Origin of the sequence: Micromonospora sp. A200 (assembly GCF_029893845.1) — a bacterium.
GTDB classification, from domain to species: domain Bacteria; phylum Actinomycetota; class Actinomycetes; order Mycobacteriales; family Micromonosporaceae; genus Micromonospora; species Micromonospora purpureochromogenes.
Map to the genome: position 1 here is coordinate 37,028 of NZ_JARXXY010000019.1, position 12,662 is coordinate 49,689.

The 12,662-nt window shown below is 73.6% G+C and carries 14 protein-coding genes; 5 read left to right on the top strand and 9 right to left on the bottom strand.

The window, feature by feature from the left end; translation table 11 throughout:
* Window positions 1–166: 166 nt before the first annotated feature.
* Entirely contained in the window at window positions 167–1,723 is a 1,557-nt protein-coding gene (locus tag M2302_RS19505) for a PP2C family protein-serine/threonine phosphatase (RefSeq protein ID WP_280839287.1), read from the top strand.
* 7 nt (window positions 1,724–1,730) lie between these two features.
* Here M2302_RS19505 and M2302_RS19510 read toward each other — a convergent pair whose 3' ends face one another.
* The 3 genes from M2302_RS19510 to M2302_RS19520 all read right to left on the bottom strand — a co-directional run bounded on the left by M2302_RS19510 (window position 1,731) and on the right by M2302_RS19520 (window position 3,403).
* Window positions 1,731–2,129: an ATP-binding protein gene (locus M2302_RS19510; protein WP_280839288.1), complete on the bottom strand. Its 399-nt coding sequence runs from the start codon at window positions 2,127–2,129 to the stop codon at window positions 1,731–1,733.
* Window positions 2,130–2,156: 27 nt separating this feature from the next.
* On the bottom strand, window positions 2,157–2,489 hold the full coding sequence (locus tag M2302_RS19515; RefSeq protein ID WP_280839289.1) for an anti-sigma factor antagonist: 333 nt from the start codon (window positions 2,487–2,489) through the stop codon (window positions 2,157–2,159).
* 197 nt (window positions 2,490–2,686) lie between these two features.
* Window positions 2,687–3,403, bottom strand: coding sequence for a phospholipase (locus M2302_RS19520; protein WP_280839290.1), 717 nt, complete (start codon window positions 3,401–3,403; stop codon window positions 2,687–2,689).
* A gap of 176 nt (window positions 3,404–3,579) precedes the next feature.
* Between M2302_RS19520 and M2302_RS19525 the strand changes: the two genes are divergently transcribed.
* Window positions 3,580–4,134 (top strand): dihydrofolate reductase family protein, encoded by a 555-nt coding sequence (locus M2302_RS19525; protein WP_280839291.1) that lies wholly within the window; start codon window positions 3,580–3,582, stop codon window positions 4,132–4,134.
* On the opposite strand, the gene M2302_RS19530 is transcribed toward M2302_RS19525, so the two are convergent.
* Window positions 4,100–7,180 (bottom strand): BTAD domain-containing putative transcriptional regulator, encoded by a 3,081-nt coding sequence (locus tag M2302_RS19530; RefSeq protein ID WP_280839292.1) that lies wholly within the window; start codon window positions 7,178–7,180, stop codon window positions 4,100–4,102. The two genes, M2302_RS19525 and M2302_RS19530, sit on opposite strands and share 35 nt — an antisense overlap.
* 69 nt (window positions 7,181–7,249) lie before the next feature.
* On the opposite strand from M2302_RS19530, the gene M2302_RS19535 reads away from it, so the two are divergent.
* Both M2302_RS19535 and M2302_RS19540 read left to right on the top strand, forming a co-directional pair.
* Complete coding sequence (locus M2302_RS19535) at window positions 7,250–8,014, top strand: alpha/beta hydrolase (protein WP_280839293.1); 765 nt, start codon at window positions 7,250–7,252, stop codon at window positions 8,012–8,014.
* Window positions 8,015–8,065: 51 nt separating this feature from the next.
* A complete protein-coding gene (locus M2302_RS19540) occupies window positions 8,066–8,572 on the top strand; it encodes an ATP-binding protein (protein ID WP_280839294.1) in 507 nt (168 codons plus the stop codon).
* A 97-nt stretch (window positions 8,573–8,669) separates the two neighbouring features.
* Here M2302_RS19540 and M2302_RS19545 read toward each other — a convergent pair whose 3' ends face one another.
* Together M2302_RS19545 and M2302_RS19550 are read right to left on the bottom strand one after the other, a co-directional pair.
* Window positions 8,670–9,104 (bottom strand): hypothetical protein, encoded by a 435-nt coding sequence (locus tag M2302_RS19545; RefSeq protein WP_280839295.1) that lies wholly within the window; start codon window positions 9,102–9,104, stop codon window positions 8,670–8,672.
* Entirely contained in the window at window positions 9,101–9,541 is a 441-nt protein-coding gene (locus M2302_RS19550; protein WP_280839377.1) for a hypothetical protein, read from the bottom strand. Before M2302_RS19550 ends, M2302_RS19545 begins: the two co-directional genes overlap by 4 nt.
* Window positions 9,542–9,987: 446 nt before the next feature.
* Between M2302_RS19550 and M2302_RS19555 the strand changes: the two genes are divergently transcribed.
* Entirely contained in the window at window positions 9,988–10,374 is a 387-nt protein-coding gene (locus M2302_RS19555) for a DUF2267 domain-containing protein (RefSeq protein ID WP_280839296.1), read from the top strand.
* Window positions 10,375–10,474: 100 nt separating this feature from the next.
* Here M2302_RS19555 and M2302_RS19560 read toward each other — a convergent pair whose 3' ends face one another.
* From M2302_RS19560 to M2302_RS19570, 3 genes are read right to left on the bottom strand one after another with little or no spacing between them, the layout of a single operon-like run.
* Complete coding sequence (locus tag M2302_RS19560; protein ID WP_280839297.1) at window positions 10,475–11,716, bottom strand: styrene monooxygenase/indole monooxygenase family protein; 1,242 nt, start codon at window positions 11,714–11,716, stop codon at window positions 10,475–10,477.
* Between the two features lie 21 nt (window positions 11,717–11,737).
* Window positions 11,738–12,325 (bottom strand): ATP/GTP-binding protein, encoded by a 588-nt coding sequence (locus M2302_RS19565; protein ID WP_154936743.1) that lies wholly within the window; start codon window positions 12,323–12,325, stop codon window positions 11,738–11,740.
* Window positions 12,303–12,647, bottom strand: a complete 345-nt coding sequence (locus tag M2302_RS19570; RefSeq protein WP_154936744.1) for a DUF742 domain-containing protein — start codon at window positions 12,645–12,647, stop codon at window positions 12,303–12,305. Before M2302_RS19570 ends, M2302_RS19565 begins: the two co-directional genes overlap by 23 nt.
* Window positions 12,648–12,662: the final 15 nt, after the last annotated feature.

Genomic DNA, 12,662 nt, shown 5'->3' on the forward strand with positions numbered 1-12,662 from the left:
TGTTGCCAGAGTTTGGCAATTGCAGAGGCTCGCCGATAGCGGGATCGCCGGCGATGCACACCGCTGAGGCGGATCGACGTGGGCCGGGACGGAGATGCCTCGACGCGGACGCCGGCCGGGGGTCGCCGGGACCGCTGTCCCGGGGAGGGGTCGTTACGCTGCTCGCATGGCAGACGAGGGCGTGCCGACCACCCATGCCGAGGCGGTGACCTGGTCGGTGGACGCCCCGATCGTGGCGGCGGTGCGGCAGGTGCTGGCGGCGATGCCGTCCGGGTGCAGCTGGCTGCTGCCGGTGACCCAGGACGGTGAAATCGTCGACTTCCGCGTGGCCGCCACCAGCGAACAGGGCCGCGACGTCTACGGCCGGGGAGCCGGGCGGGTGGGCGGGCTGCTCAGCGCCCTCTATCCCGGCATGGTCGGCGGCGTGCTGTGGCAGGCGTACCACCGGGTGCTGGCCAGCGGCGTGCCGGCCCGGGTGCCCCACTTCCGGTACGAGGGCAAGCAGGCCGGCGTGGTCGCCGACTCGCTGTTCGACATCAGCGTGCAGCGGGTGCTGGGCGGCCTGCTGGTGTGGTGGGAGCGGCTCGACGAGCACCAGCGTCGGATGGAGCGTACCGAGCTGCTGGGCAGCCTCGGCTGGGCGGAGTACGACCTGATCACCGGCCGCAGCGAGTGGTCGCCCGGCATGTACCGGATCTTCGAGCGTGATCCGGCGCTGGGCCCGCTGTCGCGGGCCGAGCAGTCCGCGGCGATCGTCCCCGACGACCACGGGCTGCGGGAGGCCGCCTGGCAGACGTTGGACAGCGGCGCGGCGTCGGACGTCACGGTGCGCTTCCGGGCGGGCTCGTCGGTGAAGTACCTGCGCATCCTCTCCGACGTCGCCCGGGATGCCGACGGCGCTCCGGTGAAGATCTACGCCGTGGTGCAGGACGTGACGGCCCGGGTGGCCTCGCGTACCGCCATCGAGCGGCTCAGCGACCAGCTGCACACCCGGGAGCTGACGGCGCTGGCGGAGCATCGCCTGGCCCGGCAGTTGCAGAACCTGATCCAGCCGGTGCCCCACGAGCCGGTCCCGTTGGCCGGCCTCGAGGTGCTGGTCGGCTACCTGCCGGCGGAGAGCGCCGTGCAGGTGGGCGGGGACTGGTACCACGCGCAGACGTTGCCGGACGGGCTGGTCGCGCTCGCCGTCGGCGACGTCGCCGGGCACGGCCTGGAGGCGGCCAGCGGGATGGCGCACCTGCGGTTCGCGCTGGTCGCCTGGCTCTCGATCGGCGTCCGGGACCCCGGAGTGCTGCTCGGGCACATGAACCGGCTCTGCGGGCAGCTGAAGATCACCGCGACCGCGGTGGTCGCCGTCTACGACCCGGCGACCCGGTCGCTGTCCTGGGCGCAGGCGGGCCACCTGGCCCCGTTGCTGGCGCGCGGCGGGACGACCGCCGAACTCGACCGGCCCGCGGGGATGCTGCTGGGCGCCGACGCCGACTCGACCTATCCGGTCGTCGCCCCACGGCTGCGCGGGGACGACCTGCTGCTCTTCTACACCGACGGGCTGGTGGAACGCCGGGTCGGCGACCCGGTCGACCTGCTCGGCCCGGTGATGCGGACGCTGTCCGATGTCTCCCGTGAGCCCGACGCACAGACCCTGCCGCGGCTGCGCGACGTGCTGCACCAGCCCAGCCCGGAGGACGACACCTGCACCCTTGCCGTGCGCGTGCTGCGCTGACCCGTCCTCAGAGGCGGAACCGGAGCCGCACCACCGTCCCGGCCGGGGTGGGCTCGACGGCGACCTCGTCGCAGATCCGGGCGACGATCGCCAGCCCCCGACCGCGGATCGCCTCGGCGGTGGGCATCTCGCGGGCCACCGTGCGCGGTCCGCCCTGATCGACGATGTCGCAGACGAGCTGGCCCGCCTCGGCCCACACCCGCACCAGGCCGCCCCCGTGGGTGTGCTGCAACGTGTTGGTCGCCAGTTCGCTGACCGCCAGCGCGAGCAGCTCCACCCGGGCCGCCGGCAACCCCCGGGCCAGGGCCCGGGAACAAACGAACGCGCGGACGTGCACCAGGTCGTCGGCTTGCGCGTACGGCATCGTGGCGACGGCGGAGGACGGGCCGGCGGGACGGTCAGACACCGTCGTCCTCCACCGGCCGGCGGGCCGTCACCGCGGGTCCACGCCGTCGTCGGTGGGCGGTCGCAGCAGGTCGGCGACGCCGGTGATCGCCAGGACGTTCGCGACGGGCCCGCGGGCGTTGACCACGTACAGCCGGCCGCCGGCCGCGCGGGCCGCGTGGTGGGCGGTGACCAGGCCGTGGATGCCGGTGGAGTCGAGGAAGTCGAGCGCCCCCGCGTCGACCAGCACGACCTGGGCGTCGGCCACGGCGGCCAGCAGCGCGGCCGTGAGCTCCTCCCGGGCGGCGAGGTCACACTCGCCGGCGAGCCGCACCACCGCCCGCCCGGGTTCGGTGGACGTCCTCGCCTCGAAGTGCGCCATAGGGCAGCTCATCCTTCCCCGCGCGCGGAGCAGTCGGCCGGTTCGCGCACATGATGTCACCTCCCCGGAGAACGTCGCGCCCGGCGCGGCAGCCCGACGGTCCGGCTCCGGGACACCGGCCGGCGACCTGGCCGCTCGTGACCGCCGCCGGCGTGGCTCTGCCGCAGGTGAGGGTGGGTGGCGACCGGTCCCGCGGGTCAGGCGGCGGGCTCCAGCCAGGCCACCGCCCGGCGCACGGTGGCCTCGGGTACGTCGTGCCCACCGTCGAACTCGTCGTAGGTGACGTCGTAGCCGAGGGTCTGCAGGCGCGGCACGAGGGTGCGGCTGCACCGGTCGATCGACAGCACCCGGTCGGCGGTGCCGTGCGAGATGTAGACGCGCGGCGTGCCGTGGGTGAGCAGCGGGGCGGCGAAGCCGGGGGAGAAGGCCAGGACGGCGTCGAAGACGTCGCCGTTGATCAGTCCAATCGACAGCGCGTACGACGCGCCGTCGGAGAACCCGCCGATCAGCATGCCGGCGATCGGGTAGCCGGTGACGATCTCCTGGAGCACCCGGTCGATCCGGCGCACGTCGGGCCCGAAGCCGACCCCGATCATGTCCCAGGTCGCCGCGGCGGACTGCGGCGCGACGAGCAGCAGGCGTTGGTCGTCGGCGACCGGCAGCATCAGCTCCAGGGCCTGCCGGGTTGACCCGCCGGCGCCGTGCAGCAGCAGGGCCAGCCGGTACGGGCCGCCGTCCGCCGGCGCCGGCACGTAGGCCTGGGCGACCAGCTCACCGTCCGGTGCGTCGAACGACACCAGGCCGGTGCGGCCCGTGGCGGCGACCGGTGGACCCGGTCGCACGGTCAGGCGGCCGTGCCGGGAGTTCTCCTCCGGCTGCTCGTGCGGTCGGGCGGTCTCCGGGGTGATCGGCATGGGTGCCTCCGCTTCGGCGGGACTGTCCGGCGGGCTACCCGGTTCGGCGCGAAGCAATCCCGCCCCGGCGGGGAGAGTGCTCCGGCGTGCGTAAGGGCGCCTGAAGCGAATCGTAAGCGGGATCCGGCAATGTTCTGGGCGTCACCGGAAGCGCCACCGACAGCCAGGAGATCCCGATGCGCAAGCTCATCAACTCGACCTACATCACCCTCGACGGCGTCATCGAGAACCCCATGTGGACCATGCCGTACTTCGACGAGGAGGCCGCCGCCTTCGCCGGCGGGCAGACCGACGAGGCCGACGCGCTGCTGATGGGGCGGATCACCTACGACGGCATGTCCGCCGCATGGCCGACCCGGGACGAGAGCGACCCGAGCACCGGCGCCGCCTACTTCAACAACGTCAAGAAGTACGTCGCCTCGACCACCCTGACCGACCCGACCTGGAAGAACAGCGAGGTGCTGCAGGGCGACCTGATCGAGGAGGTGACCCGGCTCAAGGCGCAGGACGGCAAGGCCATCCTCCAGTACGGCTTCGGCTCGGTCACCACCCAGCTGATCGCGGCCGGTCTGCTGGACGAGGTCCGGTTCTGGATCCACCCGGTGCTGGAGGGCGGCGACAGCGTGACGGCACCGCTGAAGGACTTCAAGGCGTCGTTCGAGCTGGTCGACACGAGGGTCCACCGCAGCGGTGTGATCATCGCCTCGTACCGGCCGACGGCGGCCCGCTGACGGACGCGCTCTCCAGCTGGGCCCGGGCCTCGCCCGGGCCCAGCCTGCCGCCCTCGGTGACCAGCGCCTCGAAGCGTTCCCGGCCGAGGGCGGCGACCAGCCGTACCGTCACCCGGTCGGTCTCGTCGCGCTCCGCCGGCGCGGCCGGGGCCCCGGCGGCCTCCCGCGCGGCGGCCGCGGCGCCCAGTAGGCGGGCCGCGACCTCGGGCGAACGCACCGCCGAGGCCATCCCCTCCAGCGCGTTGACGGCGTCGCGCGGGGACTCCATCGCCTGCGCGGCGTCGAACGCCTCGACGTGCAGGGCCAGCGCGGCAACCGGGTCGCCGTTCTGCTCGGCCGCGTAGCCCAACTCGACCAGGATCATCGGCAGGTACAGCGCGGGCTGCGCCTCGCGGCGGCCCTGCTCGGCGATGCGGGTCAGGTGCGTGACGGCCACGTCGAGCTTGCCGTCGCGGCGGGCGGCCAGGCCGAGGCCCATCTCCGCGAAGATCATCGCGTTCGGCGCGTCCTGCTCCACGGCCAGCTGGTACGCGCGTTCGGCCAGCTCCCGGCCCTGCGCGTAGTCGCGGGTCTGCACCGCCAGCCAGGCCAGCCAGGACAGCTTGCTGCCCACCTCGGGCCAGAGCGACAGCTCCTCGGCCCAGCGCAGCCCCTCCCGGTGCAGGGCGGCGGCGCGCTCGTGCTCGCCGCGCATCTCGGCCAGGCCGCCCACCCAGTCGGTCGCCTGCAACCGGCCCCAGCGGTCGCCGAGCTGCGCGAACAACGCCGCACTACGGGTACCGGCGTGCTCCAGCGTGGCCAGGTCGCCGGTGGCGTGGGCGAGCTTGGCCCGTGAACTGAGCACCGCCGCCTCGGTCCAGGGGTCGTCGACGGTGCTGGGCAGCAGCTCCGCCGCCAGGGTCAGGTCGCTGCGATCGATGACCGCGTTCGCGACGAACCACGCGGCCCGGCCGCCGGGGTCGCCGGCCAGGGCGGCGCGCAGGTCGCCCGGCGCCATCGGTTCGCCCTGCAACAGCGCGAACCCGGCCCGCCACGGCGCGGCGCGCGCCTCCTCGGCCGGGTCGCCCCGCATCGCCAGCGCCCGCCGCGCCTCGGTGAGCCGGCCGCGCAGGAACCAGTACCAGCTCAGCGCGACCGCCAGGCGCAGCCCGCCGCCGTGGGCCAGCGCCGAGCGCAGGTTCGCCGCCTCGGCGTCAAGCCGGGCCAGCCACTCCTGCTGGTCGGCGCCGCGCAGCTCCGGGTCGGCGCGTTCGGCCAGGTCGGTGTAGTACGCCGCGTGCCCCGCCCGGACGTCGTCGGCGTCCTCCAGCCGTTCCAGGCAGAACGCGGCGACCGACTCCAGCAGCCGGTAGCGGGGGCTTGCCCCCGAGTCGTCCATCGCCACCAGCGAACGGTCCACCAGCCGGGCCAGCGCGTCGAGGTCGGTCCGGCACACCTGCTCGGCCGCGTCGGGCGTGCAGCCGTCGCTGAACACCGCGAGCCGGGCCAGCACCCGGCGGTCGGCCTCGGCCAGCAGGTCCCAGCTCCAGCCGATCACCGCGGTCAGCGTGCGCTGCCGCGGCGGCATGTCCCGCTGCGCGGTGGCGAGCAGTCTGAACCGGTCGTCGAGCCGGTCCACCACGCCCTGCACGCCGAGCGCGCGTACCCGGGTCGCGGCCAGTTCGAGGGCCAGCGGCAGGCCGTCCAGCCGGCGGCAGAGCTGCGCCACCGCGGGCGCGGTCCGCTCGTCGAGGTGGAAGCCGCGGTGCTGCGCGGCGGCGCGGGCGGCGAACAACCGGGCGGCGGCCGAGCGCCGGACCGCGTCCAGGTCCCGGTCGTGCTCGGGTACGGCCAGCGGCGGCACCTCCCAGAGCAGCTCGCCGGTGAGGCCGAGCGGTTCCCGGCTGGTGGCCAGCACGGTGACGCCGGGCGCGTCCCGCAGCAGCCGGGCGACCAGCGCGGCGACCGGCTCGATGACGTGCTCGCAGTTGTCCAGCACGAGCAGCAGCTGCCGGTGCCGGAGCACCGCGGACAGCCGGTCGACGGCGGACACACTGGCGCCCGCCGTCTCGCGCAGGTCCAAGGCCCCGAGCACCTCGTCGGCGACGCGCGGGTCGCCGACCGGCAGCGGCGCCAGCTCCACGAGGTGGGCGCCGTCCGGGAGGACCAGTTCGCGGGCGGCCTCGGTGGCCAGCCGGGTCTTGCCGACCCCGCCCGGCCCGACCAGCGTGACCAGCCGCTGCGCCGGGAGCAGGGCGCGCAGCTCGGTCAGCGCCTCAGCCCGTCCGACCAGCCCGTCGAGGCGGGCCGGCAGGCTGTTCCGGATGATCGCGGTCTTCGGCGGGGCGCTCAGGCCGGCGTCCTGTTCGAGGATCCTGCGGTGCAGGGCGACCAGCTCCGGCCCCGGGTCGAGGCCCAGCTCGTCGACGAGCCGGTCGCGCAGGTCGGCGTAGCTGTCCAGGGCCTCGGACGTACGGCCGGCCGCGTAGAGCGCGCGCATCTGCAACGCCCGCAGACCCTCGCGCAGCGGGTGCCGGGCGACCAGCTCGGCCAGGTCGGCGGCGACCAGGTCGTGCTCGCCGCGGGCCATCCGGGCGTCAGCGAGCCGTTCGTGCACCACGAGGCGCTGCTCGGCCAGGCGGGTGGCCTCAGTGCGGGCGAACTCGGCGTCGGCCACGTCGGCGTACGCGTCGCCGCGCCACAGCGCGAGGGCGGCGGTCAGCCGGTCCACGTCGGTGGCGGTGGCCAGCTCGGCGAACCGGTCGGCGTCCACCGCGCCGGTACGCAGCAGGTAACCGGGCGGCCGTGACTCGACCAGCTCGCGCGCGCCCGGCTCGGCGTCGTTGAGCGCCTTGCGGAGCTGGGACACCCGCACCTGGAGGGCGCCGGCCGGATTGGCCGGGACGTCCTCGCCCCACAGGTCGTCGATCAGGCGGTCCGCCGAGACCACCTGGTTGCGGTGGGCCAGCAGGTCGGCCAGCAGCACCCGCACCTTGGTGCCGGGTACGACGACCGGCTCGCCGGCGTCGGTGCTGACGGCGAGCGGCCCGAGCAACCCGAACTGCACGGCGGCCATCCTATCGACGCGGAAGGCGATCTGAAGCCGACCGTAAGCGCCGTGGCCCACCGTGGGCACATGGACATCCACCACGAAGAACACGGCACCGGCGAGGGCCGCCCGGTCGTCCTCGTGCACGGGGCGCTCTCCGGCATCGGCACCTCGTTCGGCAGGATCCTGCCGCTGCTGGCGAAGAGCCGGCGGGTGATCGCGATCGAGCTGCAGGCACACGGTCGGACCCCGGACATCGACCGTCCGCTGACCGTGGAGAACTTCGCCGCCGACGTGGTCGAGCTCCTCGACCGCCTCGGTGTCGAGCGGGCGGACCTGTTCGGCTGGAGCATGGGCGCGGCGGTCGCGCTGCGCCTCGGCACCGACCACGCCGACCGGGTCGGGCGGCTGGTGCTCGCCTCGGTGAGCTTCGACGACGGCGGTCTGCACCCGGGACTGCTGGACGGCATCCAGGACCTGCAACCGGAACACCTGCACGGCTCGGAGTTCCACGAGGAGTACCTGCGGACCGCGCCCGACCCGGCCGGTTGGCCCAACCTGGTCACCAAGATGAAGGTCCTGGACGCGAACCTGCCGCAGTGGACGCCCGCGCAGATCCGCGCGCTGGCCGCGCCCACGATGATCGTGCTGGCCGACTCGGACATCGTCCAGCCCGAGCATGCCGTGCGGATGTTCCGGCTGCTCGGCGGCGCGGTGGCCGGCGACCTGACCGGCCTGCCGTCCTGCCGCCTGGCCATCCTGCCCGGCACCACCCACACCACCATCCCGCACCGCGCCGACTGGCTGGCCCCGATGATCGACGAGTTCCTGGACGAGGATCACCGCGGGTAGTTGCCTTCTCGCAAGGGTCGCGGAAATTTCCACCGTGGGTAACCTGCGAGCGTGAACGACGACGCTGCGGCTTTCGACCCGGGGCTGGTGAGCCCCCGGCCGACCGCGGCGTCCGTGCTCATGTCCGAGGACTTCACCGCCTCCACCGTGACCGCGCTGCGGCACCGGTTGCGGGCGGCGGTCAGTGGCGCGGGACTCGTCGGCGATGAGGGCTACGACTTCGTTCTCGCCGTGCACGAACTGGCCACCAACGCGGTGCGCCACGGCGGCGGCCACGGCCACCTCGAGCTGTGGCGTCGGGACGACGTGCTGATCTGCGAGGTCAGCGACCACGGGGCGACCGCGTCAGGTCTTCCGGTGCGGCTGCCCCCTGTCGATGTCGCCGGGGGACGCGGCCTGTGGCTGGCCCACCGGCTGAGCGAGGGCCTGCTGCTCACCCGAGGAGTCGATGGCGTCACCGCCACCGTGACCGCATGTCTGGACGCCGTCGCCGGCCCGCCCGTCGTCGACGGCGCGACCGCTGAGCCGCACCCGTCCGCCGAGGACGACCCGCGCTGACGCGGCGGCCGGGCTGACGGCACCGGATCAGCGCCGGCCTACCGCCCGAGGGTCGACTCCGGACTCCGCCCGGCGCCGGCCCCGTCGGCGGTCGCCGTCAGGGTCGGCGGCGCGTCGGGTCGGGCCCCTGGTCCCACTGTTCGCCGCGCCTGCGGCGGTCCTCCCGTACGGCGCTGCGGATCGACCGCAGGGTGGCGTCGGGGGCGAAGATGAGCGCGTACCAGCGGTCGAGCATCGCGTGCAGGTCGCTGAGCGTGGCCGTCGCCCGCTCCGTCTGCTCCCGGGCCGTCCTCAGCTGCTCGCGGGCCGCCTGTGCCTCCGCCTCCAGCTCTGCCACCCGTACGCGCATCGGTTGCACGAGGGTCAGCGCCGCGTCGGTGAGCATGTCCGCCGCCTCCGCCTTGAACTTGCCGCGTTGGGCCACGACGGCGGCGATGGCGGCCAGGCCGCTGGCGCCGCCGAGCACGCCCAGCACGGACAGGAGGACCTGTACCCACTGCGGGGCGGTGGTGGTGTCGGCCGGCGGCGTCATCGTCGGCCGCCGGTGGGACAGTTGCCGCTGTCCACGTCGATGTTGCGGATCAGCCTCCGCAGGTCGAGCAGGATCTCCGTGGCGCGCCACCACGAGCCCACCGCGACCGCGGTGATGAACGACGTCGCGGCGATCGCCATCCGGCCGGACATCACCACCAGGGCGACGGAGTACATTCCGGCGAGGGTGCCCAGCAGGAGCATCGTCGCGAGTTCGATGCCGAGGGCGGTGGAGACCCGTCCCGGCCAGGCCAGGCCGAGCAGGCCGCCCAGCCCGACGACGATGAGGCCCAGTTCCCAGCCGATCCGGATCGGTCGCGGCATCGCCATCTCCACCGAGGGCGGGCGCACGTTGAGGGTGATCAGCAGGAGCCCGCACACCGGCGCGGTGACCAGGACGGTGTTCTCGAACGGTCGCCGGTTGCGCCAGATTCGCATGCTCTGCACGGCAACTCCCTGAGGTCGATGCGGGTACCCGTCGGGAGCGCTTGCCGGAGGCGTACGACCACGCTGCCCGGGTGGCACCCGCTGCGGTGCCGAGGTGTGACGACGAGCGCCATCGGTGGTCGACACCTCTAGTCATACCACCCGTTTCCGGTCGCCCCAACTGATGGGATCCGACATAAGCGCTGGTCAGGGGTGGCGCGAGCGGTCTCGGACGGGCAGCCGCGGGAGGTTGAAGGGGTGAGTCGAGCGACGTCCGGATGTCCCCTCTCGACGGTCGTGCAGGCGGCCTCGCCACTGTTCAGGAACAAGACACCTTCCGGGCAAATGGCCAAAAAGGCGCAAACACCAATGGACCCGGTCGCCGGGCGACGGCGGGGGAGCGTTTGCCGACGGTGGCCGCGGGTAGCCACGCTGCCTCGCCACGGGAAGGACGTCGCATGGCCGAGCTGAAGTTCGTCGAGAAGGTTGCCGCACGGGCGGGCGTACCGCCGGAGACGGCGCGGTCCCTGACCGAGGCCACCCTGGGCACTCTCACGCAGCGGATCAGTGGTGGCCAGGCCGGGGCCCTGGCCGGCCACCTCGCCGACGAGCTGAGCCCGTTGATGATCAAGGGCACGGAGGATCCGGAGGCGTTCGGCTACGACGAGTTCCTGCGTCGGGTGGCCGACCGCGCCGGGGTGGACCGCGGGGTCGCCGAACGGGGCGTGCGGGCCGTCCTGCAGACCCTGCACCGGGTGGTCGGACATCGGGAGTTCGAGGACGCCATGGTGCAACTGCCGGCGGACCTCCGTGCCCTGGCCGAGCCCCTGCCACACGGGCCCTGACCGACGCCGGCCCCCGGTCGTACCCGGGCCGGCCGGCGACGGTGGATCCCCCGGCACGCCGCCGCGCGCCCGACCGGCGCCGGCCGGGGGTGGGGGCGGGTCAGCCGACGGCCACCGCGGCCAGGTACTGCTCCGCGCGGTCCGGCGCCATGAACCAGTCGTCCAGGTCGTTCGGGTCGCAGAAGCCGTAGGCGAACCGACGGGCGATCGCCGGACTGGTCGCGGCGGTGGCGAGGATCTGCTGCACGTGTGGGGGCAGCGGCTGGAGCATGGCGTTCGTCCAGTGGGTGACCGCCTGGCCGGTGTCGGCCCAGAACCGCTCGAACGTCCGCTCCATCCACTCCGGGTCGAAGGGCTGGTCGGCGCGGTCCAGGATCGACCGCAGGTACGCGTCGGCGCACTTCGCGGCGGTGTTGCTGCCCTGGCCGGTGATCGGGTCGTTGGCGATCACCACGTCGGCCATGCCGAGGACGGCGCCGCCCGAGGGGAGTGCGCCGACCGGGTGGCGCACCGTGGGGGTGTACCGGCCGGACAGGGTGGCCCGCCCGTCGGTCAACTCCACCCGGGCGCACCGCTCGTGGATCCACGGCGTGTACTGCCGGGTCAGCTCCAGGGTCAGCCTGAGGTGCTCGGCCGGATCCCGCCGCTCCTGCCACAGGTCCAGCGGCCCGCCCGGCACCGCCTCCCAGAACAGGATGTCGCACGGTCCGGACATGGTGAGCGCGGGAATGACGAAGAGTTCCCCGAGCCCGGGCACCGCGTTGAAGCTGACGTGCGGCTGCGGCCACAGCGGGTCCGGCGTCATGCCGTGCACGTACGCGACGGCCAACCCGCGCTGTGGCGTCGCGTAGACCGACCGCTGCGGGTCACGGTCGAAGACACCCACCAGATCGCCCTTGCCGGCCGCCACGACGGTCAGGTCGTAGCGGCCGAGCCGGGTCAGCCCGTCCAGGTCGGCCGTGGTCACGCCCTGGTAGTGCACGGTGCCGCCCCGCTGCTCGAACAGCTCCAGCCAGGCGGCCATCTTCAGCCGCTGGTCGGTGCTCTGCGCGGGGTCGTCCAGCGGGCAGGGAACGCGCAGGGCCCGCTCGCCGGGCGGCGCGGACAGCGACACGTGCAGCCCCTGGATCTGCGGCGTCTGCTCCGTCCAGAGATCCAGGCCGTACCGCCGTTCGGTGTGCAGGGCGGCGGCGAACATGGCCTGTGTGCTCATCACCCAGCCACGGCGGATCTCCTCGGGCGTACGGGCCGACATGATGGTCACGTCGTAGCCCTCGGCGAGCAGGCCGAGTCCGAGCTGCAGCCCGGACTGACCGGCCCCGACGATCAGGATTCTGCGCATCTGTACCTCCAGGTGGGTGAGCTACCGGACCGCGCCGGCGGTGCTGGCCATGGTGTGCTCCACGACCGTCACCAGGGCCCGCGCGACCGACGAGGGGTCCCGGACGTCGCAGGCGACCAGGGGAACGTGGGCGGACAGTCCGAGGGCCTCCCGGACGTCGTCCAGGCGGTGGGTGAGCACGCCGTCGAACAGGTTGACGCAGACCACGAACGGCAGGTCGGTGTCCTGCTCGAAGTAGTTGACCGCGGGGAAGGACGCCTCCAGGCGTCGGGTGTCGGCCAGGACGAGGGCGCCCACCGCGCCGCGACACAGGTCGTCCCACATCGGCCAGAACCGGGGCTGGCCGGGCGTGCCGAACAGGTACAGCACCAGGTCCCCGCCGATCGTCAGCCGGCCGAAGTCCATCGCCACGGTGGTGGTCGTCTTGTCGATCCCCGGATCGAGCCGGTCCACGGTCTCGCTCGCCGCCGTCATCCACGCCTCGGTGTTGATCGGCGGAATCTCCGAGATGGACTGCACGCACGTCGTCTTGCCGACCCCGAAGCCGCCGGCAATGACGATCTTCGCCGAGGTCGGCAGGGGGTGCTCAGGCGAGCTGACGGAGGCCATCGCGGAGTCTCTCCAGAAGGCGGTGGTCGAACGGGGAGGCAGCGGTGTCGCCGTGGATGCACAGTCGGTCGGTCGCGGCGAGGTCGTCGACGACCACCCGGGTCACCCCCAGCGACATGCCGCAGACGGCGGACAGCTCGGCGACCGACCGGGTCGTGCGGGCGTGCTCGTAGAGCGAACGGGGCTCCGGCAGCAGGCCCGAGGCGAACACGGCGTCGTAGTACGGCACCGACACCAGGGTGTGCACCAGCAGGTGCTGCCGGGTGCGGGTGCGCCCGCCGGTGAGGACGTAGGGCCGCACCTTCCAGTACGGGGTGGGCATGGTGGAGACCTCCTT